Origin of the sequence: Janthinobacterium sp. SUN118 (assembly GCF_030397695.1) — a bacterium.
Lineage (GTDB): Bacteria > Pseudomonadota > Gammaproteobacteria > Burkholderiales > Burkholderiaceae_D > Janthinobacterium.
Window position 1 is genome coordinate 53,899 of record NZ_JAPUBV010000004.1, and the last position, 20,572, is coordinate 74,470.

At 63.0% G+C, this 20,572-nt stretch carries 21 protein-coding genes and 2 tRNA genes; 8 read left to right on the forward strand and 15 right to left on the reverse strand.

Annotation, left to right across the window (positions count from 1 at the left end; all coding sequences use genetic code 11):
- Window positions 1–138 precede the first annotated feature (138 nt).
- Window positions 139–1,950, forward strand: coding sequence for a carbohydrate binding domain-containing protein (locus O0880_RS22045; protein ID WP_289888787.1), 1,812 nt, complete (start codon window positions 139–141; stop codon window positions 1,948–1,950).
- A 30-nt stretch (window positions 1,951–1,980) separates the two neighbouring features.
- Here the strand turns inward: O0880_RS22045 and O0880_RS22050 are convergent, their stop codons facing one another.
- Window positions 1,981–2,739: a nucleotidyltransferase domain-containing protein gene (locus tag O0880_RS22050; protein WP_289888789.1), complete on the reverse strand. Its 759-nt coding sequence runs from the start codon at window positions 2,737–2,739 to the stop codon at window positions 1,981–1,983.
- Window positions 2,740–2,863: 124 nt separating this feature from the next.
- Between O0880_RS22050 and O0880_RS22055 the strand changes: the two genes are divergently transcribed.
- The gene (locus O0880_RS22055) at window positions 2,864–3,430 is read left to right on the forward strand and encodes a methylated-DNA--[protein]-cysteine S-methyltransferase (protein ID WP_289888790.1); all 567 of its coding nucleotides are present in this window, start codon (window positions 2,864–2,866) and stop codon (window positions 3,428–3,430) included.
- Between the two features lie 63 nt (window positions 3,431–3,493).
- On the forward strand, window positions 3,494–3,868 hold the full coding sequence (locus O0880_RS22060) for a DUF1294 domain-containing protein (protein WP_071326541.1): 375 nt from the start codon (window positions 3,494–3,496) through the stop codon (window positions 3,866–3,868).
- A 16-nt stretch (window positions 3,869–3,884) separates the two neighbouring features.
- Here the strand turns inward: O0880_RS22060 and O0880_RS22065 are convergent, their stop codons facing one another.
- Window positions 3,885–4,604 (reverse strand): hypothetical protein, encoded by a 720-nt coding sequence (locus tag O0880_RS22065; RefSeq protein WP_289888791.1) that lies wholly within the window; start codon window positions 4,602–4,604, stop codon window positions 3,885–3,887.
- A 174-nt stretch (window positions 4,605–4,778) separates the two neighbouring features.
- Here O0880_RS22065 and O0880_RS22070 point away from each other — a divergent pair, with 174 nt between their 5' ends.
- Window positions 4,779–4,958, forward strand: a complete 180-nt coding sequence (locus O0880_RS22070; RefSeq protein WP_289888792.1) for a hypothetical protein — start codon at window positions 4,779–4,781, stop codon at window positions 4,956–4,958.
- A 144-nt stretch (window positions 4,959–5,102) separates the two neighbouring features.
- On the opposite strand, the gene cydX is transcribed toward O0880_RS22070, so the two are convergent.
- The 5 genes from cydX to cydD all read right to left on the reverse strand — a co-directional run bounded on the left by cydX (window position 5,103) and on the right by cydD (window position 11,499).
- A complete protein-coding gene (gene cydX, locus O0880_RS22075; RefSeq protein WP_071324206.1) occupies window positions 5,103–5,228 on the reverse strand; it encodes a cytochrome bd-I oxidase subunit CydX in 126 nt (41 codons plus the stop codon).
- Window positions 5,229–5,250: 22 nt separating this feature from the next.
- Window positions 5,251–6,405 carry a cytochrome d ubiquinol oxidase subunit II gene (cydB, locus tag O0880_RS22080; RefSeq protein ID WP_289888793.1) on the reverse strand — a complete coding sequence of 385 codons (1,155 nt, stop codon included), beginning with the start codon at window positions 6,403–6,405 and terminating at the stop codon, window positions 5,251–5,253.
- A 13-nt stretch (window positions 6,406–6,418) separates the two neighbouring features.
- On the reverse strand, window positions 6,419–7,996 hold the full coding sequence (locus O0880_RS22085; protein ID WP_289888794.1) for a cytochrome ubiquinol oxidase subunit I: 1,578 nt from the start codon (window positions 7,994–7,996) through the stop codon (window positions 6,419–6,421).
- 111 nt (window positions 7,997–8,107) lie between these two features.
- Window positions 8,108–9,790 (reverse strand): ATP-binding cassette domain-containing protein, encoded by a 1,683-nt coding sequence (locus O0880_RS22090; protein ID WP_289888796.1) that lies wholly within the window; start codon window positions 9,788–9,790, stop codon window positions 8,108–8,110.
- Window positions 9,787–11,499: a thiol reductant ABC exporter subunit CydD gene (gene cydD / locus O0880_RS22095; protein ID WP_289888797.1), complete on the reverse strand. Its 1,713-nt coding sequence runs from the start codon at window positions 11,497–11,499 to the stop codon at window positions 9,787–9,789. Before cydD ends, O0880_RS22090 begins: the two co-directional genes overlap by 4 nt.
- A gap of 117 nt (window positions 11,500–11,616) precedes the next feature.
- Between cydD and O0880_RS22100 the strand changes: the two genes are divergently transcribed.
- From O0880_RS22100 to O0880_RS22110, 3 genes are all read left to right on the forward strand, one after another.
- Window positions 11,617–12,189 carry a GbsR/MarR family transcriptional regulator gene (locus O0880_RS22100; RefSeq protein ID WP_232250916.1) on the forward strand — a complete coding sequence of 191 codons (573 nt, stop codon included), beginning with the start codon at window positions 11,617–11,619 and terminating at the stop codon, window positions 12,187–12,189.
- A gap of 291 nt (window positions 12,190–12,480) precedes the next feature.
- Window positions 12,481–13,047 carry a PEP-CTERM sorting domain-containing protein gene (locus O0880_RS22105; RefSeq protein WP_232250917.1) on the forward strand — a complete coding sequence of 189 codons (567 nt, stop codon included), beginning with the start codon at window positions 12,481–12,483 and terminating at the stop codon, window positions 13,045–13,047.
- A gap of 163 nt (window positions 13,048–13,210) precedes the next feature.
- On the forward strand, window positions 13,211–13,390 hold the full coding sequence (locus tag O0880_RS22110; protein ID WP_289888798.1) for a hypothetical protein: 180 nt from the start codon (window positions 13,211–13,213) through the stop codon (window positions 13,388–13,390).
- Between the two features lie 32 nt (window positions 13,391–13,422).
- Here O0880_RS22110 and O0880_RS22115 read toward each other — a convergent pair.
- The 6 genes from O0880_RS22115 to O0880_RS22140 form a co-directional block, all read right to left on the reverse strand.
- Window positions 13,423–13,497 (reverse strand) — tRNA-Arg (locus O0880_RS22115).
- Window positions 13,498–13,591: 94 nt separating this feature from the next.
- Window positions 13,592–13,668: transfer RNA gene (locus O0880_RS22120), tRNA-Pro, on the reverse strand.
- A gap of 171 nt (window positions 13,669–13,839) precedes the next feature.
- On the reverse strand, window positions 13,840–15,177 hold the full coding sequence (gene glmM / locus O0880_RS22125; RefSeq protein ID WP_071324212.1) for a phosphoglucosamine mutase: 1,338 nt from the start codon (window positions 15,175–15,177) through the stop codon (window positions 13,840–13,842).
- Window positions 15,178–15,218: 41 nt separating this feature from the next.
- Window positions 15,219–16,052 carry a dihydropteroate synthase gene (gene folP / locus O0880_RS22130; RefSeq protein WP_289888799.1) on the reverse strand — a complete coding sequence of 278 codons (834 nt, stop codon included), beginning with the start codon at window positions 16,050–16,052 and terminating at the stop codon, window positions 15,219–15,221.
- 106 nt (window positions 16,053–16,158) lie between these two features.
- On the reverse strand, window positions 16,159–18,039 hold the full coding sequence (ftsH, locus tag O0880_RS22135) for an ATP-dependent zinc metalloprotease FtsH (RefSeq protein ID WP_071324214.1): 1,881 nt from the start codon (window positions 18,037–18,039) through the stop codon (window positions 16,159–16,161).
- A 203-nt stretch (window positions 18,040–18,242) separates the two neighbouring features.
- Entirely contained in the window at window positions 18,243–18,926 is a 684-nt protein-coding gene (locus O0880_RS22140; protein WP_034757436.1) for an RlmE family RNA methyltransferase, read from the reverse strand.
- Window positions 18,927–18,968: 42 nt separating this feature from the next.
- On the opposite strand from O0880_RS22140, the gene O0880_RS22145 reads away from it, so the two are divergent.
- Window positions 18,969–19,439, forward strand: a complete 471-nt coding sequence (locus O0880_RS22145) for a YhbY family RNA-binding protein (RefSeq protein WP_010397237.1) — start codon at window positions 18,969–18,971, stop codon at window positions 19,437–19,439.
- A gap of 188 nt (window positions 19,440–19,627) precedes the next feature.
- On the opposite strand, the gene O0880_RS22150 is transcribed toward O0880_RS22145, so the two are convergent.
- Window positions 19,628–20,071 (reverse strand): DUF4149 domain-containing protein, encoded by a 444-nt coding sequence (locus tag O0880_RS22150; RefSeq protein ID WP_198043715.1) that lies wholly within the window; start codon window positions 20,069–20,071, stop codon window positions 19,628–19,630.
- Window positions 20,071–20,547, reverse strand: a complete 477-nt coding sequence (gene greA, locus O0880_RS22155) for a transcription elongation factor GreA (RefSeq protein WP_034757428.1) — start codon at window positions 20,545–20,547, stop codon at window positions 20,071–20,073. Before greA ends, O0880_RS22150 begins: the two co-directional genes overlap by 1 nt.
- Window positions 20,548–20,572 lie beyond the last annotated feature (25 nt).

Here is a 20,572-nt window from a genome sequence, read left to right on the forward strand (position 1 = left end):
GCCGGCATGGCAGTGGTCCACTGCCATACAAAGGCGCATTGATGGACATGGCATTGAAATAGCCAACAACCATCGATGAATGCGCCCTTGTTTTAATGTTTTTTTGATATTATCAAAAATTTAAAACAGGGATCTCCGATGAACATGAACAGAACGACCATCTGGACGGCGCTGGCAATGGCATGCGCGACCGTGCTGCCCGTGCTTTCCGCAAGCGCGGCCACGCCCGCCTGCACGAACTGCTTTGAAAAACGCTGGATTTATTATGGCGGCAATATTACGGCGGCCGCTTCCACGGCCGACGCCAGTTTTAACAAGGTCATCGAACTGATTCATGTCGCCAAGGCAGAGGGGTATAACGGCATCGCCCTCAATGCGGGCGGCAGCGGTTCCTATGTGGCCATGCTCAATCCCGCCACCGCGGCCAGATATCCCCATTACTTCCCCAATTTTGCCCTCGTGGTGCAGGCGGCCAGGGACAACGGCATCGAATTGATACCGGTCGGCGGCGGCCCGGAAGTCCCCGTCAGCGCCGCGCCGGACTTGATCGAGGCCTTGCCAACCATCGACACGCCGTTCATCGTGCAAGACAGGCGCGCGGTGCCGGTCGGCCTGTCCGCCATCGACGACACCAGTTTTGAAAACAACAGCCCGGCATGGGAATTGTTTGAAAAAAAGGTCGGCAACACGGTCTATGACCATATCGGCGCGCATACGGGCCAGCGCTCGCTGAAGTTCAGCAAGGCGGGAGACAGCAATATGGCCCGCCTGCACCGCAAATTAAGCAATCTGCGGCCGAATACCGCCTACCGTGCATCGTTCTGGGTCAGGACGGAAAACTACAATCCGGACGCCGCCTTCAGGATACAGATCACCGATCCCACGGCAAAGGCGCCCATGTACGCGAATGCCAGCGCCGGCCTGGGCTGGGGTACGCAGCAGAACGGCGTCTGGAATGGCAGCGGCAACACATTGGCCAGCAACCAGGATTGGCAACAATATAATCTGGACTTCAATACGGGAAATAATCCCCTCACGTATTTGTACATCGGCAGCTGGAAGGTCAATCTGCTGCAAGCCGGCGCCGTCTGGCTCGATGATCTGGAAATCAGGCAGATCGGCCTGGCGCATACGATACGCCGCAATCCCGCCACCCTGCCCGTCACGGTCAAGTCGGAAGACGGCAGCATCACGTACGTGGAATCGCTCGATTACGTCGTTGGCGTGGAGTCGCTGAGCCTGCCCGCGCAAAGCAGCATCGGCGAAGGGGCGATCCTGCGCGTATCGGCCTATCAGTCGGCGCAGAACATGACGTCCATGTGGGGCACGCCGGCCAGCGCTTGCTATCAGAAATTCTTCGACATCCAGAAACAGTATTACGACAATATCCACGGCCTGCTCGGCGGCCCGACGAAATTCTTCCTCTACTACGATGAAAACCGGGTATTCAACTGGGATCCGGCCTGCGGCAACGTCACGGCCGGCAAATACCTGGCAAATATGATCGAGAAGCACCAGGAAACCCTGCTGCAAGCGTATCCGAACCTGGAACTGTATGTGTGGAACGACATGTTCGACCCGAAGATGAACGCCATTGCCCAATACTGGGCCGTCAACGGCGACGTGAGCAATTCATGGGAAGGCTTGAAAACGAATACGGTCATCGTCAACTGGAGCGACGAAGGGACGGCCAAGCGCAAGGCGTCGCTGGAATTCTTCCATGGCCGCGGACACCGGCAAATGATCGCCGGCTACTATGACGACAGCGCCCTCGCCACCGGCAATGTGCATTCCTGGATGGAGGCGCTGGCGCAGGCGGAAAGCAATGGCGTGACGGGCGTCAACGGCTTCATGTACACGGCCTGGCGCGGCAATGCCGGCTATGCCGACGTCAAGGCCGTCGCCGACTACATCAAGCTGCATTATCCGCAGCGCTGGCCGCAGCAGTAAGTCCCCGTGGCGCGCCGGCGGCCGCCGCCTTTACTGCGGCGCGCTGCGCCAGTGCGCGGGCGCCGGCAGGCAGAAGCCATGCAGCAAGGGACCGCCGACGGGCGCCAGCACGGCGGCGCTCACGTGTTCGAAGGCACGCTGGCCGGCCGGCAAGTCGGCCGCCGCCAGGCGCAGCGCGCCGTCCAGCTGGCCGGCGATGGCGGCGTCAAACACCTGCAGCCGGCGGAACAGATGCTTGCCGCCGCCGCTCCAGGCACCGGCCGCGCGCAGGTGCAGGTCGGCCAGCAGTTCGTACAGCTGGCAGGCCACGGCCAGCGCCTCGCCCGGCTGCGTGCTGTCGACCAGGTCTTCCAGCGCGGTGGTGATGGCGTAGCGGCGCCGCCGCAAGTTGTCCATATCGAGCACGGGCGGCCCGGACGCGTCGATGGTTTGCGCCAGCGCCAGCAAGCGCGCGTAATGCGGGCCGGACGCGACGATGTTTTCCCCTTCGGTCACCATGTTGACCAGCGGCACCGTGCCGCGCGGCGCATCGATTTCTTTACAGAAATATGTGAACGTGGCCACGTCATGCGCGAACAATTCCACCGTGCGCCCTTCGGCCACGATGGTCGAGCGCCAGGCGCAATCGACATGTTCGAACAGCAGCAGCAAGTCGATATCGGACGTGGGCGTCTGCCGGCCCGTGGCAAACGAGCCGCCGATGATGGCCGCCACGGCCGTGGGATAGCGTTGCTGCACCAGCCGCACGGCTATCGCGCGGATGTCGTCGTAGGTAGGGATCGTCGTCAAGGCCAGCTTTCCGTGCAAAAAACGCTATCCTACACGCGATATGCAGCATGCCGCCATCCTGCTACACTGGCGCTCATCTCATTGACCACGGCCTGCGCCGCGGCGGCATGGACAAGGAACGACAATGGAAACCGTATGTAAGGTGATACCCTCGCCCGTGGGCGAGCTGACCCTGGTGGCGCGCGGCGCGGACCTGGCCGCCATTTTGTGGGAAAACGACAAGCCGAACCGCGTGCGCCTGGGCGACATGCGCGTCGACGACAACTGTGCCGTACTGCAGGAAACGGCGCGCCAGCTGGGCGAATATTTCGCCGGCACGCGCCAGCAGTTCGACGTGCCGCTCGATTTTGCCGGCACCGCCTTCCAGCAGGAAGTGTGGCAGGCGCTGCTGACGATTCCATATGGCCAGACGCGCAGCTATGGCGAGATCGCGCGCCAGATCGGCCGCCCCGCCGCCGTGCGCGCCGTGGGCGCCGCCAACGGCAAGAACCCCATCTCCATCATCGCTCCCTGCCACCGGGTCATCGGCGCTACGGGAGAATTGACGGGCTTTGCGGGCGGCTTGCATGCCAAGGAAACCTTGTTGGCGCTGGAAGGCATATCGCTGTCGAGCGACCGCGAAGCATTGAAGACGGGCCACGCCCGCCGCCGCGCCGTGCAGATTGATGCGGCGCAAGGCTGCCTGTTTTAGGGCGCCTGTTTTTTATCACGGATGGATGACCACGCCATCCGCTCCAGCAACCCTACCCCCACCATGCCTTATCTAGCCATCCTGCTGTTTGCCATCCTGTATTTACTGGCCACTTTCTTTTTCCACATCCCCGTCCTCGTCGCCCTCGTGTATGGCGTGCTGAGCCTGTGCTGCTTCATCGCCTATGCGCTCGACAAGGCCGCCGCCAGGGAAGGACGCTGGCGCACGTCGGAGCGCACCTTGCTGCTGCTGGGATTATGCTGCGGCTGGCCGGGCGCCGTGCTGGCGCAGCAATGGCTGCGCCACAAGTCCGGCAAGCGCGCGTTCCGCGTGCTGTTCTGGCTCAGCGTCGCCATCAATATCGCGGCCTTCGTGTACTGCAGCATGCATTATGCGGCGCCCGATATCGGCACGGAAGTCGCCCCCATCGAGCTGTAAGGCCGCGTCCGGCCCCTTATTCGCCCAGCAGGCGCAACGATTCCAGCCAGTCGGCCTTCCACTCGCGCAGCAGGGGCTGCGTGGCGAACGCCTTCTTCAGGTGCGCCATCGGCACGCGGTGCACGTCGTGCAGGCCGAACGCCAGGGTGACGGGATGCCATACATGGCTGTTCTTGCCGCCGCGCGAATTCTTGCGCACGCGCGCGCCATCGTCGCCAAAGATGCCGACGCCACTGGCGAGCCCCTGCTCCAGATTCACTTTTCCCACGCCGGCAAAGGCAATCAGAATCTGTTCGCGGTCCAGGCCCTTCAAGGCGCTGGGCAAGACAAACGGCGCCTTGTCCGTTTCGGACTCGGCCGGCGGCGGCTGCAGCAGTTCCTTGACCAGACGCAACAGATCGCGCTCCTGGAAGTGCAAGCCGGCGTTGGACACGCGCATGCCCGGCGCCGGCAATTCGATGGCGATATTGCCGGAGTCGCGCGTCAGGCGCAGCCGCACGTCGTCGGCGCCCGACGCCAGGTGCCGCTTGTCCTCGATGAAGACGACGGGCGCCGCATAGCGCGTGACGCCGTCATGGAACAGCTGCGCCCACGCATCGCTGTAATCGAGCCAGACATAGGGCAAGCCGCCCTGCTCGAGCAGGCGTGCCAGGGTCCAAGGCGTGCCCGTCTGTTGCGCCAGCCAGGCGCAGGCTTCGGCAGCGGTGGCGCGGTATGGCAGGGATATGGTGGTCATGGCGGTTCCATCGATCAAAGTGGAGCGCAGTGTAGCAGACGCCGCCATGGCAGCCAAAGCCAGCGCATCGGGCGCGCCTTTTTCATGCGATGTGCTAGGCTGGATGCAGCTGCACATTTCTGCACGCGCCTGTGCCAGCCCGGCCGCATGGCGCACCATAGCGAGGGGAAGATCATGCAATCCAGTACCAACGCCGCCACCACGCCCACCCCGCCACCGGAACGCGATTCGCCCACGCCGGCCCGCGAAAGCCATGCCGAGGAAGCGCTCGATGAAGCACTGAAAGAAAGCTTTCCGGCCAGCGACCCGATCGCCATTGCCGTGCCGAAACCATCGAACAAGGCGCCGGCCTGACGGCCAGTCCTTCCAGCACCACACCAGCCACCGTTGCGGTGGCTTTTTTGTTGCTGGAGGAATCCGGCATCGAAGCAAAAAGCCCCGCCGGGCGGCGATGGTCTAGGCATCGCGCCGGGCGGGGCTCGTCAATCGCGAAGGCGATTAGTCGGACGTGTCGCGGTACTGCTCCGGCGTCGTGTCGCCGTCGGCTATTTCATACCACATCGCATTGAGCACGGCGAAGGTCGCCGCCAGAGGCAGGCCCAGTATCCAGGCGAAATACCACATAATTATTTCCTTTCGTTAATTCTTAGTAGGCGTGACCGCTGTCGTCTTCGATGGCCTTGCCGTCGACCTTGCCCCACAGCACTTTATATACCCAGGTCGTGTATGCCACGATCAGGGGAATGAAGATGGCCGTGACGACCAGCATGATGAACAGGGTCAGGTGGCTGGACGAGGAATCCCACACCGTCAGGCTGGCGCGCGGGTCGATCGACGAAGGCAGGATGAACGGGAACATGGCCGCACCCACGCCGAGGATGATGCCGGCGATGCCGGCCGCGCTGGCCAGCAGGGCGGGCACTTCGCGGCGCGCGCGCAGGAAGGCGAAGGCCAGCAAGGGGCCCAGCAAGCCCAGCGCAGGCGCGATCCAGATCCACGGATGGGCCGCGAAATTGTGGAACCAGGCGCCGACGTGCACTTCCGCCGTTTTCAGCAGCGGATTCGACGGTCCGTCGACAACGATGGCGCTGGTGATGCGGTAGCCATCGACCCACAGCCACAGGGCCACGCCGGCCAGCGCATACAGCGCCACGGTGGCAATGGCCGCCACACTGCCGTAGCGGCGCGCGCGCTCGGCCACGGCGCCATCGGTTTTCACCTGCAACCAGGTCGCGCCATGCAGCACCAGCATGGCGACCGACACCAGGCCGCACAGCAGCGCGAATGGGTTGAGCAAGGCAAAGAAGCTACCGTCATAGAAGATGTGCATGTCCGGCGAGAAGCGGAACGGCACGCCTTGCAGCACGTTGCCGATGGCCACGCCGCAGATCAGGGCCGGCACGAAACCGCCGACGAACAGGGCCGCGTCCCAGCGCGCGCGCCAGCGCGGATCTTCGCGCTTGCTGCGGAACTTGAAGGCCACGGGGCGCACGATCAGCGCCACGAGGATGACGAACATGGCCAGGTAAAAGCCCGAGAACGAGACGGCGTACAGCTGCGGCCAGGCGGCAAAGATGGCGCCGCCGCCGAGGATCAGCCATACCTGGTTGCCTTCCCATACGGGCCCGATGCTATTGATGACGACGCGGCGTTCGAGGTCCGTCTTGCCGACGAACGGCAGCAGGATGCCCGTGCCGAGGTCGAAGCCGTCCGTGATGGCAAAGCCCACCAGCAGCACGCCGATCAGCAGCCACCAGATCAGGCGCAGTGTTTCATACGAAATCATTTCATGCAAAATCATGGTCTGGCCCTCCTTAGGCGCGTTGAGTACGAGTGGCTGCGGCAGCTGGCGCGGGGGCCGGCGCATGCTCTTCCGGCCCCTTGCGTATGGCCTTGAGCAACAGCTTCATTTCGATAATCAACAGCACGGTGTAGATGGCGGCAAAGCCGGCGATCGTGATCAGCAAGGTCGTCGCACCCAGGTTGGAGACCGCCACGGCCGTCGGCAGCACGCCTTCGATGACCCACGGCTGGCGGCCCACTTCGGCCACGATCCAGCCAGCCTCAATGGCCACCCACGGCAGCGGGATGGCGAACACGGCCACTTTCAGCAGCCAGCGGTGCTTGTCTAGCGTGCGGCGCGTCGACAGCACGAAGAAAGTGCCAGTCAACAAGATAAAGAACATGCCCAGGCCCACCATCACGCGGAAGGACCAGAACAGGGGCGCCACGGGCGGCACGGTGTCGAGCGCGGCCTTGCGGATCTGCGCGTCCGTCGCCTGGCGCGGATCGTCCACGTAACGCTTCAGCAGCAAGGCATAGCCCATGGACTGGCCTTTCGACTCGAACATGTCCTTCGCCTCTTGCGGCACCGGGCCGCCCGGGGCCACGCCACGGATGGTTTGCAGCGCGTCATACGCCTTGATGCCGTCGCGTATCAGCAGTTCGCCGCGGTCGACCAGCTGCTCGATGCCGGGGATTTCCGTCGTCAGCGAACGCGTGCCGATCAAGCCCATGACCATCGGGATGTGCACGGCGTAGTGCGTCTCGCGCGCTTCCTGGTCGGGGAAGCCGATGGCCGTGAAGGCGGCGGGCGCCGGCTCCGTGGTCCACATGGCTTCGATGGCGGCCAGCTTCATCTTCTGGTGTTCGGACGACAGGTAGCCGCTTTCGTCACCGAGCACCACCACCGACAGCGAGGCGGCCAGGCCGAACGAGGCGGCCACCGTCATCGAGCGCTTGGCCAGCTGCACGTGGCGGCCCTTCAGCAGATACCAGGCAGAAATACCCAGCACGAAGATCGACGCTGCCGTATAGCCGGCCGACACCGTGTGCACGAATTTTGCCTGCGCCACGGGGTTGGTCAGCACGGCGCCGAAGTCGCTCACTTCCATGCGCATGGTTTGCGGATTGAAGGCGGCGCCGACGGGATTTTGCATCCAGCCGTTGGCGATCAGAATCCACAGGGCCGAGAAATTCGAGCCGATGGCCACCAGCCAGGTGGTGATCAGGTGTCCCCGCTTCGACAGCTTGTCCCAGCCGAAGAAGAACAGGCCGACGAAGGTCGCCTCCAGGAAGAAGGCCATCAACCCTTCGATGGCCAGCGGCGCGCCGAAGATATCGCCCACATAATGGCTGTAATAGCTCCAGTTCATGCCGAACTGAAATTCCATGACGATGCCGGTGGCCACGCCCATGGCGAAGTTGATGCCGAACAAGACACCCCAGAACTTGGTCATGTCGCGCCAGATGGGGCGGTTCGTCATCACGTACACGGTCTCCATGATGGCGAGGATGACTGACAGGCCGAGCGTCAGCGGAACGAATATAAAGTGGTACAGGGCTGTCAGCGCGAACTGCAGTCTGGATAAAGCGACAATATCGAAGTCCATATGATTTCCTTGGTGTTTCCCTACTGTAATTGTAAACTTGGTATCAACATGATGCTGTTTCGATTGGCATGCTTGTTGTAATGAAGTCAGCCGCTACGTCCGGCATCTGCATCAATCTCCGCGCAAGCCGGCCAGCGCCGCCGCGAAACCGTCCGTGCCCCGCTGCAGCTGCTCGACGATGCGCCCGTCGCGGATGCGGATCAGACGGTCGGCCAGCGCCGCTTCGCGCCGCAAGTGGGTTGCGATCAGCAAGCTGCGCCCTTCGCAGCGCGCGCGCAGGCGCTGCAGGACGTCGCCCGCCGTCTGCGCATTCAGGGCCTCGGTGGCCTCGTCCAGCAGCCACAAGGTCGACTCGTGCAGGAACAGCCGCGCCAGGGCCAGCCGGCGCGCCTGGCCGCCGGACAAGCCCAGTCCCCCTTCCCCCAGCATGGTGTCGAGGCCGCCCGCAAACGCGCGCACCTCGTCCTCCAGGCCGGCCGCCTGCAGCGCTTCCCACAGGCGCGCGTCGCTGGCGGACGGATCGGCCAGGCGCAGGTTGTCGCGCAGGCTGTCCTGGAACAGTTCCGTCTTCTGGGTAAACAGGCAGGCGCGCGGCGCATGCACCTTGCCCGACAGCGGCGCCAGTTCGCGCGCGGCGATGGCCAGCAAGGTGGACTTGCCGGCGCCGCTGGGGCCGATCAAGGCCACGCGTTCGCCGTCCGCGATATGCAGCGATACGTCATGCAAGATGGCAACATTGCTGCCCGCATGCGCGGCGCTGACGTGTTCCAGGCGCAAGCCCGGCGCCGTGCCAACAGGCGCCGCCGCCACATCGTGATGACCGAGGCGCGGCGCCAGGCGGCGCATGGCCAGCAGCATGCGCCCCGCTTCCAGCGCGCCGCGGCGCAGGCCGGCAAATGGCTCGACGGCCGTCAGCGCGACCAGCAGGGCCAGCGCCGCGGCCGGCATGCTCAGCGCCTGCTGCTCCACCAGCGCGGCCACGGCCAGCAGCATGCCGGCCAGGGTCAGGCTGCCTGCCACGCCGTAGGCGGCGCCGGCCGCCGTGTCCAGCTTCAGCAAGGCCACGTCGGCTTGCGCCAGCGACCGGTCGATCTGCGCCAGCGCCTGGCACTGGGCGTCGATACGGCCGGCCATCACCAGGTCCGTCTGCCCCGCCACCAGGTCGATGGCGCCCGAACGCAGCCTTTCGATGGCGCGCGAACGCACGATGGCGGGACGGCGCGCGCCGCGCACGACGCGCCAGCCGATGCCGCCGCCGGCGGCCAGCAGCCAGGCGGCCAGGCCGAGGCCCAGTTGCCACTGCATCACGCCCAGCGCCACGCCGGCCAGCAAGGCCGCGCACAGGGCGGAGAAAGCGGGTACCAGCAGGCGCAGGTACAGCGACTCGAGCGCGTCGATATCGGCCGTCAGGCGGAACAGCAGCTTGGCGGGCTGGCGCAGCAAACGGCTGGCCGCCTCGGGACGCGACCAGCCGCGAAACAGCTGCACCCGGATGCTGGCCAGCGCGGCGAACGTGGCGTCATGCGTGACGAGACGCTCCGCATAGCGCGAACCCGTGCGGCCGATGGCCAGCAGGCGGATGCCGGCCGACGGGCCGAACACATCGAACACGATGGCCGTCGAGGCATGCAGGCCGGCGACCGAGGTGGCCGTGATGAACCAGCCGGACAAGCCCAGCAACGCCATGCCGGCCACCACCGTCAGGGCCGCCAGCAAGGCGCCCCCGATCAGCTTGCCGGGCTGGGCCAGCAGCAATTGCCGCAGGACGGGATGCCATATGCGGGAAGTTGTCATGCGCGCGCCTCTGCCTTCTGCGCCAGGGAGCGGGCCGGCGCATCGACGCGCACCGTGCGCTGCAGCCGGCTGGCCAGCACGGGGTCATGCGTGGCGACGATCAGGGTCTTGCCCCTGGCCAGGAGCAGCAAGGCATCCGTGACGCGCGCCGCCGTTTCGCTGTCCAGGTGCGCCGTCGGTTCATCGACGAGCAGCAAGTCCGCATGCGGATGCAGGGCCACGCGGGCCAGCGCCAGGCGCACGGCTTCGCCACCCGACAGGCCCTGGCCGCCATCGCTGAGCATGACGGCCGGCTGCGCCTGCGCCACGGCGGCCAGGTCGGCCAGGTGCAGCGCCTGCGTCACTTTTGCCTGCGTCGCAACGGCGCTGGCATCGGTGCGGCCCAGCGTGACATTCTGGCTGACGGACGCGGCAAACACGTGCGGACGCTGGCCCATCCAGGCCATGCGCTGGCGCAAGGTATTGACGGTGCTGTCGTTCAGGCGCACGCCGCCGATGCGGATCTCGCCGCCGCTGGCGGGCAGCAGGCCGGCCAGCAGCGACAGCAAGGTGGTCTTGCCGGCGCCGCTGGCGCCCAGCAGGGCCACGTGCTCGCCGGCGCGCACGCTCAAGTCGAACTGCGCGAACACGGGCGCTTCGCCCGGGTGGGCAAAGCGCAGCTGATGGATGTCCACGGCGGGCGGCGCGGCCACCGCCATGGCGGCGGCGGAAACGGCGGCAACCGCCACGTCGGCGCCGGGCAAGGGCACGCCGCCCTCGGCCAGGTCGTGCAAGCCGGCCAGGCCCGCCTCGCCGGCCGCCTTGTCGTGCCAGACGGCGGCCAGTTCGCGCAGCGGCTCGAAAAAGGCGGGCGCCAGCAAGAGGATGAACATGCCCTGCGCCAGGCTCAGCTCCCTGCCCCAGGTGCCGAAATGGATGCTGCCCAGCAGCGAAAAACCGATGAAGGCGGCCACCATGGCCACGCCCAGCGCGGAAAACAGTTCCAGCACGGCGGACGACAGGAAGGCGATGCGCAGTACCACCATCGTGCGGCGGCGCACGGATTGCGACGATGCTTCCAGCCGTTCGGCGGTGGCGTCGACGGCATCGAGCGCGCGCAGGGTGGCCAGGCCGCGCAGGCGGTCCAGCAGGAAAGCGTTCATGCCGCCCATTTCCACCATCTGCGCGCGGCTGGCCGCCTGCGCGCCCATGCCCACCAGGGCCATGAAGACGGGAATCAGTGGCGCGGCGATCACGAGGATCAGCGCGGCGATCCACGACAGGGGCGCCACCACGGCCAGGATCACGAGCGGCACGAGCATCACTTTCCAGCGCGCGGGTTTGTAGCGCACCAGGTAGGGCACGATCGCTTCGGCCTGCTCGGCGATGACGCTGGCCGCCTGGCCCGACTGGGCCCGCTGGCGGTCCAGCGGCGAGCGCCGCGCCAGCGCCAGCGCCACCTGCGCGCGCAGGGCCGACAGGTGTGCGCGCGCCGCCGCATACATGCGCCGCGCGCCCCACGCTTCGCCCCAGGCCCGCAACACGCCCAGCAGCAGCACGCCGGCCGCCGGCGCCAGCGCGGCGCGCCAGCCGGCGCCGTCGAGCATGGCTTGCAGGGCCCAGGCCAGCAAGGCCGATTGCGGCAACCACAGCAAGGCGGCGCCGCCTTGCACCAGGCTGGCGACACGGGGAAGGATAAAGCGGGGCAAGGACAGTGGCGTGATAGGCATCTCTATACTTTTTGAGTTTTCAGAATTTTCTGTAAATTCGATTTTTTGTATAATACTGCGAAACATGACATATATCAATTGACCCTGCGGGTGTGGCGTGAAAAAATTCAGATAATTATGAAAACTCAAAATATCCACATGACGCCGCTGATCCTGACCTTCGTCAGCCATTTTGGCGAGATGGGCAGCCGCTGGGGCTTTAACCGCACGGTGGGTCAAGTGTACGCCTTGTTGTTTGTCGCAGAGCATCCTTTGCACGCGGACGAAATCGCGGAACACCTGAGTTTTTCGCGCTCGAACGTCAGTATCGGCCTGAAGGAATTGCAGGGCTGGGGCCTGATCCGCCAGTCGCGCATTCCCGGCGACAGGCGCGAATATTTTTCCTCGCTGGGCGACGTGTGGCAAATCTTCCGCGTGGTTGCCGCCGAGCGCCGCCGCCGCGAAGTGGCGCCCACCCTGACGGTGCTGCGCGAATCGCTGCTGGCGCCGGCCACGGAACCCGTGGACCAGTACGCGCAGGAACGCATGCGCGAAATGTATGAACTGGTCGACCTGGCCAACACCTGGTTCGACGACTTGCAGCGCCTGTCGCCCGAATCGATGGCGCAACTGATGAAAATGGGCGCCAAGGTACAGAAGCTGCTCAATGCCAAGGATCGCCTGTTTGGCGTCAGCAACAGCAGCGATTAACCCCCGCCATCCCTCCTCTCCCCTTCGCCCGGCACGCCATCGCGCCCGCCGCGGCGCCCCGTCACGCCAGCCTCGTCCGGCCCAGCGCCCTCCGTATCCTGGCGTACATAGCCGCACGCGATATTATCAACTTGACCAATAGTATTATTTAAATTGTATTAATTTAGATCAAGCCTAAGCTGGCATATGCGTACTCACGCACAGGGCAACCGGGCGACAGGATGAACTCCTCGACAGGAAGGAGCGCGCCTGGCGACGGTGAAATGACTGCAACAAAAAAAGGGGATTTTCATGAAAAGCATAAAGAGCATTGCCATCCGGGCATCCATGCTGGCCGCCGTGACGGCGCTGGCTGGCGCGGCACAGGCTGCCACATGGGTGGACGTGGGACCGGCCAGCGGTTTCGTCATCGGCGGCAGCACCGTCACCTACACGCCGTCGCCGGCGCTGATGGTGAAATACTATGACGACAATCTCACGCCGCAAAGCCCGTCCGATATCCAGGGCTATATCAACGGCGTCTTTGGCACCAGCCTGGGCGCCGCCGTTTCGTATTGCGACAATGCCACATCGGGCTGCACGGCCGGCACCACGGCGGGCCTGAGCGGCGGCGTCAATTCCTATACGAGCGCGGCCGCCTACGACTACCTGGCCATCCATTTCGGCCAGGGCGAGCTGGTGTTCCACTGGGCCGCCCCTGTCGCCGCCGGCACCACCTTCACGGTAGCGGGCCTGCCGAAAGACCTGAGCAATTACCGCGCCTACGTTTCCGCCATTCCGGAACCGGAAACCTATGCCATGCTGCTGGCAGGTCTGGGCCTGCTGGGCTTCCTGGCGCGCCGTCGCCAGGGGCAATAAGTATGCGCAACGCGGCAACGGCGCACTCGCGCCGGCTGCCGCCTTCGCGCCGCCCGCGCCCGTTGTTTACGCCCCGTTTGCGGCACGCACGCGACTCTTTACACCGTGTTTAGACCAGGCTCGCTATGCTCGATGGCATCGACCATCTCGCAGGGGAGCAAGCATGCACGAACCACCATTCCAGCCACGCGCACGCGGCGCGCTCCGCCAGCACTTGCCCATACGCGAACGGCTGCGCCTGGCGCGCCTGGCCAGCAGGAAAATGCTGTCGCTGGGCTCCGCGCTGCTGTGCGCGCTGCCGCTGCTGTATTTACTGAGTGAGGTATTGTGTGCGCAGCCATGAACCGGTGCGCAGAGAAAGGGCCAGTATGGAACTGGTCCGCCCAGAGGGAATCGAACCCCCATTCACGGTTTAGAAGACCGTTGTCCTATCCGTTGAACGATGGGCGGAAAGGTGCAGTATTTTAATGCATGCGCGCCAGCAATGAAATAGCGGCGCGGAATAGAAAACGGGCTGTCATTTCTGACAGCCCGCTTATGACTTTGGTCGGAGTACAAGGATTCGAACCTTGGACCCCCTGGTCCCAAACCAGGTGCGCTACCGGGCTGCGCCACACTCCGAAGACAAGATAATAACGCCCCTACCCAATTTCGTCAATTGCCATAGGCAAATTAGATGGAAATAACTATCGCTCCCGCTTGGGACGCTTGCCGAGAATGTTCGGGGCGAGGCGCGCGGCCGAAGACAGTACGCCAGTACGGCAAGGCCGTGCAACGCCGCCCCGGGCGTTTTCAGCTGGCGACCTTGTCGGCGATGCGGCGCGCCATGCTCTCCGCCTTGGCCGCATCCTTGGCTTCCACCATCACGCGGATCAGCGGCTCCGTGCCCGAAGCGCGGATCAGCACGCGGCCCGTGTCGCCCAGCTCCGCTTCCACCAGCTCCTTCTCGGCCACCATGGCGGCGTTCTTTTGCCAGTCGAAGCCTGGGGCCACGCGCAGGTTGATCAGGGTTTGCGGGAACAGCACCAGTTCGGCCAGGCATTGCTGCAGGCTCTGGCCGCTGCGCTTGAGCGCGGACAACACTTGCAGCGAAGATACGATACCGTCGCCCGTCGTGTGCTTGTCCAGGCACAGCAGATGTCCCGAACCTTCGCCGCCGAGCAGCCAACCCTTTTCCTTCATGATTTCCAGCACATAGCGGTCGCCCACCTTGGCGCGCGCAAAACCGATGCCCTGTTCCTTGAACAGCACTTCCAGCGCCATATTGGTCATCAACGTACCCACGGCGCCAGCCACGGGGCCCGTCGCCAGGCGGTCCTTGACCATCACATACAACAACTCGTCGCCGTTATACAAACGGCCCGTGGCGTCGCACATGATCAGGCGGTCCGCGTCGCCGTCGAGCGCGATGCCCAGGTCGGCGCCATGCTCGATGACGGCTTCGGTCATGGCTTTCGTTGCCGTGGCGCCAAAGCCCGCATTGATGTTGAAGCCATCGGGCTTGTTGCCGATGGAAATGACTTCCGCACCCAGTTCATGGAAGACGTGCGGCGCGATATGGTAGGCGGCACCGTGCGCGCAATCGACGACGATCTTCAAGCCGCGCAAGTCCAGTTCGTTCGGGAAGGTGCTCTTGCAAAACTCGATGTAGCGCCCCTGGGCGTCGTCGAGGCGCTTGGCGCGGCCCAGCTTGTCCGAGGGCACGCAAGCCATGGGGGCGTCGAGCGCCGCTTCGATTTCCAGCTCCACGCTGTCGGGCAGCTTGGTGCCCTGGCCGGAAAAGAACTTGATGCCATTGTCCTGATACGGATTGTGCGAAGCGGAAATGACCACGCCAGCCGCCAGGCGCAGCGCGCGCGTCAGGTAGGCAATCGCCGGGGTCGGCATGGGACCGGCCAGCATCACATCCACGCCGGCCGCCGACAGGCCCGCCTCCAGCGCCGCTTCCAGCATGTAGCCGGAAATACGCGTATCCTTGCCGATCAGCACGGTTGGACGCACCTTGCTGCCCTGCGACTTGGCCAGCACCGTCCCGGCCGCGTAACCGAGGCGCATGACAAAGTCGGGCGTGATCGGAGCAACACCTACCAGGCCACGGATGCCATCGGTACCAAAATATTTACGCGTCATAGTATTTCTCTTCTTGTTGTTTATAATAAAATTTTACAGGCTCACTGGGCCATGTGCCACACTTTCAGTGCATCGGTGGTTTCAGCCACATCATGCACACGGATAATTTCTGCGCCTTGCGCTACCGCAGCAAGCGCCCCGGCGAGGCTGCCGGCCAGGCGTTGCTCGACGGCACGGCCCGTGACGGCGCCTATCATCGACTTGCGCGACAGGCCAGCCAGCACAGGCAAGCCCAGCTCGCTGCGCAACTGGCGCGTGGCGCGCAGCAAGGCATAATTCTGCTCCACCGTCTTGCCGAAACCGAAGCCGGGATCGATGCACAGGCGCTCGCGTTCGATGCCGGCCGCCGTCATCGTCTCGACGCGCTCGTGCAGGAAGGCGATGACTTCGCGCACCACGTCCTCATACTGCGGCTGGATTTGCATGGTTTCCGGCACGCTTTGCATGTGCATGATGCACAGCGCGCAATCGCTATCCTTCACGGCTTCGATGGCGCCAGGCGCGCGAAAACCGTTGATATCGTTGATCATGTCGGCGCCGGCCAGGATGGCTTCGCGCATCACTTCCGGCTTGTAGGTATCGACGGAGAGCGGCTTGCCGCAGTCGCGCAAGGCATACAGCACCGGCATGACGCGCTGCAATTCCTCCTGCAGCGGCAGCGGCGGCGCGCCGGGACGACTCGATTCGCCGCCGATATCGATGATGTCTGCACCGTCAAGTATCATCTGCTCGGCGCGCGACAGGGCGAATTCCAGGTGTTGATACTGGCCCGCGTCGGAAAACGAGTCGGGCGTGACGTTCAGGATGCCCATCACCAGCGCTTGCGTGCCCTGCAGGTTGAAGCCGAAACGGCCGAATTGCAAATAGTGTCGCATGTAACTCTTTTTTATCATCAGGAAAAAACTGCTGCGGCAACGAAAAAGGGCAAGGATTGCTCCTTACCCTTCTTATTGCATGCCACCGATGAGGAGGCTGCAGCTATCAGGCTGGCGCCGTCGCGTTCGGCGAGATGCCGCCCGCGCCATTGTCGCCCGCATTGCGGCGTGGCGGAATGACTTTTGGCGGACGCGGCTCGAGGCCGGCCATGATGTCATTGATTTGCTCTGCGTCAATGGTTTCCCATTCCAGCAAGGCCTTGGTCATCACTTCCACCTTGTCACGGTTCTCTTCCAACAACTTGCGCGACAGCGCATATTGTTTGTCGAGAATGTTGCGGATTTCAGCATCGACCTTTTGCTGGGTCGCTTCCGAGATCGTCTTGGTGGCGCCACCGAAGAAACCTTCGTTTTCGCTGTCTTCGTAGACCATCACGCCCATGCTGTCGGACATGCCGAAGCGGGTCACCATGGAACGGGCCAGCTTGGTGGCGCGCGAGAAGTCGTTCGATGCACCGGTGGACATCTGTCCCACGAAAATCTCTTCGGCGATACGGCCGCCGAACAGGATGGAAATTTCTTCCAGCATCTTGTCCTTGTAGGCGGACAAGTTGTCGTGTTCCGGCAGCTGCCACGTCAGGCCCAGGGCCCAGCCGCGCGGCATGATCGTCACTTTATGCACGGGATCGGCTTTCGGCAGCAATTTGGCGACGACTGCGTGGCCGGACTCATGGTAAGCCGTATTGCGACGCTCTTCCTCGCGGATGATCATCGATTTACGCTCTGGACCCATGTAGATCTTGTCTTTCGCATCTTCGAAGTCGGCCATTTCCACCAGGCGCTTGCTGCGGCGGGCGGCAAACAGGGCTGCCTCGTTGACCAGGTTGGCCAGGTCGGCGCCCGAGAAACCGGGGGTGCCGCGGGCCAGGATATCGGCTTTCACGTCGGTGCCGATAGGCACTTTACGCATGTGCACGTTCAAGATCTGTTCGCGGCCGCGGATATCGGGCAAGCCGACGGAGACCTGGCGGTCGAAACGGCCTGGACGTAGCAGCGCTTTATCGAGCACGTCGGCACGGTTGGTGGCGGCCACGACGATGACGCCGGAGTTCGCTTCAAAACCGTCCATCTCGACCAGCAACTGGTTCAAGGTCTGTTCGCGCTCGTCATTGCCGCCGCCCATGCCGGCGCCACGGTGACGGCCGACAGCGTCGATCTCGTCGATGAAGATGATGCACGGCGAGTGTTTCTTGGCGTTTTCAAACATGTCGCGCACGCGGGACGCGCCCACGCCGACGAACATTTCCACGAAGTCGGAACCGGAAATCGAGAAGAACGGCACCTTGGCTTCGCCGGCGATGGCGCGCGCCAGCAGGGTTTTACCCGTGCCCGGAGGACCGACCATCAGCACGCCGCGCGGAATGCGGCCGCCCAGTTTCTGGAATTTGCTTGGATCCTTGAGGAAGTCGACCACTTCGTTGACTTCTTCTTTCGCTTCGTCGCAACCGGCGACGTCGGCGAAGGTGACGGTGTTGCTGGCTTCATCCATCATGCGCGCCTTCGACTTGCCGAACGAGAATGCCCCGCCCTTGCCGCCGCCTTGCATCTGACGCATGAAGAATACCCAGACGCCGATCAACAGCAGCATGGGGAACCAGGAAACGAAAATTTGTTGCAGGAACGACGCTTCCTCAGGCGGACGCACGTCGAAATGCACGCCATTGTCGCGCAAGTCGCCGATCAGGCCCTTGTCGAGGCTGGTGGCGGTGGTACGCACCTTGGTGTCGTCCATCAGCTTGGCGGTGATCGACGAACCTTCGATCACGACATCCTTGACGCGCTTGGCTTTGACTTCATCCAGCAAATCGGAATAAGCGATGGCCTTGCTGCCGCCTGTGGCGCCATGACTGTCGAATTGCTTGAACAGCATGAACAACAGCAGCAATACGACTACCCAGATGGCAGATTTGGAAAACATGTTATTCACGAAGACTCCTTGGATGCAGTGCGCATCTCTTTACCTATAGCTAGAAACACGATTTTACTCGCAATAAGCGGGCCGTGCCAAAGCCCGCCGATCCGTGCGCGCGAAAAAAATCGCGTTCACGCAAAAAAATGCAGTATAAACAATTTAGGCTTTTATACCACTGCCCACTACCGCACTTCTCGTTCCCATGTGCGGATCACGCCTTAAATATCAAGAGCGGAATCATCTTCTTCAACGGCATTTTTCAGCGGATTCTTGATCCCACGCCCCATCAGGAAGATTTCCGACGATTTATCGCGGCTAGCCTTGGGCTTTTTCTGCACCACGACCTTGAATTCGGCGCGGAATTTCTCCACGATCTGGCTGAAACCCATGTCTTTAAAGCATTTCACCAGCAGCACGCCGGACGGCTTCAAATGCAATTGCGAAAATTCGATGGCCAGGTCGATCAGATGTTCCATGCGCGCGGCGTCCGCCGTGGCGATGCCCGACAGGTTGGGCGCCATATCGGACAGCACCAGATCCACCTTGCGGCCCTGCAATACCACTTCCAGCTGGCGCAGCACGCGCGCTTCGCGGAAGTCGCCCTGGATGAAGTGGAAATCGGCAATCGGCTCCATTTCCAGCATGTCCAGGCCAATCAGGGTACCATTGACCCCGCCGCCGTCCTTGCCGGCCAGCTTGCGCCGCGTGTACTGGGCCCAGCTGCCAGGAGTGCAGCCCAGGTCGACAATTACCTGACCAGGTTTGATCAGTTTCTCGTCTTCATCGATTTCTTTGAGCTTGTATGCTGCCCGGGCACGGTAGCCCTCTTTTTGCGCCAACTTCACATAAGGATCATTTATGTGGTCGTGCAACCAGTTTTTGTTTAATTTCTTCTTTGCCATTCGCGTAGAATACTGCTTTTAAGGGAATTACTAAATATTATTATGCTAAAACTTACACCCGTAGAGCGCAGCGCACTGCGCGCCGAAGCACACGCGCTGAAGCCTATCGTCATCATTGGCGAAGCGGGCTTGACACCTGCTGTCCTCAAAGAGATCGACCTTGGCCTGGATTCGCACGGCCTGATTAAAGTCCGCGTGTTCGGCGACGACCGCGAAGCCCGCGTCGGAATGTACGATACGATTTGCGGCAATCTCGGCGCCGCCCCGGTACAACATATTGGCAAACTGCTGGTAATTTACCGTCCGAAAAAAGAAGTGGTTAAGGAGAAGGTCAGCGCCGGCAAAGGCATGCGCGAAGTGACCATCGTCAAGGCCAGCGCCAGCGGCACCAAGCGCCCGAGCGTGACGAAAGTCATGATCAAAGGCAATGAGCGCGTCACCGAAGGCGGTTCCATCAAGCGTGCCAAGCCACGTCAGAAGAGCGCCAAGAAAAGCGCACTGGGCAGCAAGTAAGCCTCTCTCGGCAGCCGCAAGGCTGTTGAAACAAGAAGCGGAGCACGGGATCTTCCCTGCTCCGCTTTTTTATTGCTATTACGGCATTGTCGGATTACGCGCCAGGCGCTAATCCGACCTGCCAGCAGCACCGCAGGTCGGATGAGCGTGGCCGCAGGCCACGCGTAATCCGACAACACGGCCCACGCTTACTGCTGTTTCCAGATCAAGACGCCCGCCAGCAAGCTCTGCACGGCAAAGATCACGGTCGACACGCCATGCAGCATGCCGAAACGGCTGCGCATGGCCTCGTCCATCACGCCGGCCGGCGCTTGCGCCTTCAGCTCGGCCATCAGGGGCGAAATGCCGAAATGGCTGACCAGCGCGCACACGAGCATGGACAGCACCAGCGCGCCCAGGAGGCGCCGGCGCTTCAGCGCCACGGCGCCAGCACCCCATTGCAGCAAGGCCAGCAGCACCAGGGCACAGGCGATGGACAGCCACGCCTCGGCGCGGAACATGCTGCCGGCGATATTACCTGCCAGCACGCGGTCGCTCAAGGTCGCGAACAAGGTCGGCGCCACGATGAAGCCGATGGTCCACAGGCTGCCGGCCCACAGGGTGGCGACGAGGAAGCGCAGGCGGCTCAGCATCAGATGTACAGCACTTCCAGGATTTCGTATTCGCGCGGGCCGGACGGCGCCTGCACTTCCACCACGTCGCCGGCATACTTGCCGATCAGCGCGCGGGCGATCGGCGACGTGACGGAAACCTTGTTCATTTTCAGGTCGGCTTCATCGAGGCCGACGATCTGGTACGTGACTTTCTGGCCCGATTCCAGGTCTTCCAGGTTCACGGTCGAGGCAAACACCACGCGGCCTTCCGCGTCGAGCGCGGTCGGGTCGATGATTTGCGCAGCGCCCAGCTTGCCTTCGAGTTCGGCGATGCGGCCTTCCACGAACGCCTGGCGCTCCTTGGCGGCGTCGTACTCGGCGTTTTCCGACAGGTCGCCGTGCGAACGCGCTTCGGCGATCGCATCGATGACGATGCGGCGTTCCTTGGTCTTCAAATGATGCAGCTCTTCTTTCAAGAGTTCTGCGCCGTATTTGGTCAATGGGACTGAGGTCATGTTATCTCTACTATCTGCTAGTTAT

Excerpts from the sequence above, each read along its gene's own strand:
- O0880_RS22055 (WP_289888790.1), top strand. The coding sequence starts at position 2,864 with ATGGAAACCGTATGTAAGGTGATACCCTCGCCCGTGGGCGAGCTGACC.
- O0880_RS22150 (WP_198043715.1), bottom strand. The coding sequence starts at position 20,071 with ATGCTGAGCCGCCTGCGCTTCCTCGTCGCCACCCTGTGGGCCGGCAGC.
- O0880_RS22110 (WP_289888798.1), top strand. The coding sequence starts at position 13,211 with ATGCACGAACCACCATTCCAGCCACGCGCACGCGGCGCGCTCCGCCAG.
- O0880_RS22100 (WP_232250916.1), top strand. The coding sequence starts at position 11,617 with ATGAAAACTCAAAATATCCACATGACGCCGCTGATCCTGACCTTCGTC.
- O0880_RS22140 (WP_034757436.1), bottom strand. The coding sequence starts at position 18,926 with ATGGCAAAGAAGAAATTAAACAAAAACTGGTTGCACGACCACATAAAT.
- O0880_RS22105 (WP_232250917.1), top strand. The coding sequence starts at position 12,481 with ATGAAAAGCATAAAGAGCATTGCCATCCGGGCATCCATGCTGGCCGCC.
- O0880_RS22085 (WP_289888794.1), bottom strand. The coding sequence starts at position 7,996 with ATGGACTTCGATATTGTCGCTTTATCCAGACTGCAGTTCGCGCTGACA.
- O0880_RS22070 (WP_289888792.1), top strand. The coding sequence starts at position 4,779 with ATGCAATCCAGTACCAACGCCGCCACCACGCCCACCCCGCCACCGGAA.
- O0880_RS22045 (WP_289888787.1), top strand. The coding sequence starts at position 139 with ATGAACATGAACAGAACGACCATCTGGACGGCGCTGGCAATGGCATGC.
- O0880_RS22090 (WP_289888796.1), bottom strand. The coding sequence starts at position 9,790 with ATGACAACTTCCCGCATATGGCATCCCGTCCTGCGGCAATTGCTGCTG.
- cydD (WP_289888797.1), bottom strand. The coding sequence starts at position 11,499 with ATGCCTATCACGCCACTGTCCTTGCCCCGCTTTATCCTTCCCCGTGTC.
- O0880_RS22065 (WP_289888791.1), bottom strand. The coding sequence starts at position 4,604 with ATGACCACCATATCCCTGCCATACCGCGCCACCGCTGCCGAAGCCTGC.
- cydX (WP_071324206.1), bottom strand. The coding sequence starts at position 5,228 with ATGTGGTATTTCGCCTGGATACTGGGCCTGCCTCTGGCGGCGACCTTC.
- glmM (WP_071324212.1), bottom strand. The coding sequence starts at position 15,177 with ATGACGCGTAAATATTTTGGTACCGATGGCATCCGTGGCCTGGTAGGT.
- greA (WP_034757428.1), bottom strand. The coding sequence starts at position 20,547 with ATGACCTCAGTCCCATTGACCAAATACGGCGCAGAACTCTTGAAAGAA.
- cydB (WP_289888793.1), bottom strand. The coding sequence starts at position 6,405 with ATGATTTTGCATGAAATGATTTCGTATGAAACACTGCGCCTGATCTGG.
- folP (WP_289888799.1), bottom strand. The coding sequence starts at position 16,052 with ATGCGACACTATTTGCAATTCGGCCGTTTCGGCTTCAACCTGCAGGGC.
- O0880_RS22145 (WP_010397237.1), top strand. The coding sequence starts at position 18,969 with ATGCTAAAACTTACACCCGTAGAGCGCAGCGCACTGCGCGCCGAAGCA.
- O0880_RS22060 (WP_071326541.1), top strand. The coding sequence starts at position 3,494 with ATGCCTTATCTAGCCATCCTGCTGTTTGCCATCCTGTATTTACTGGCC.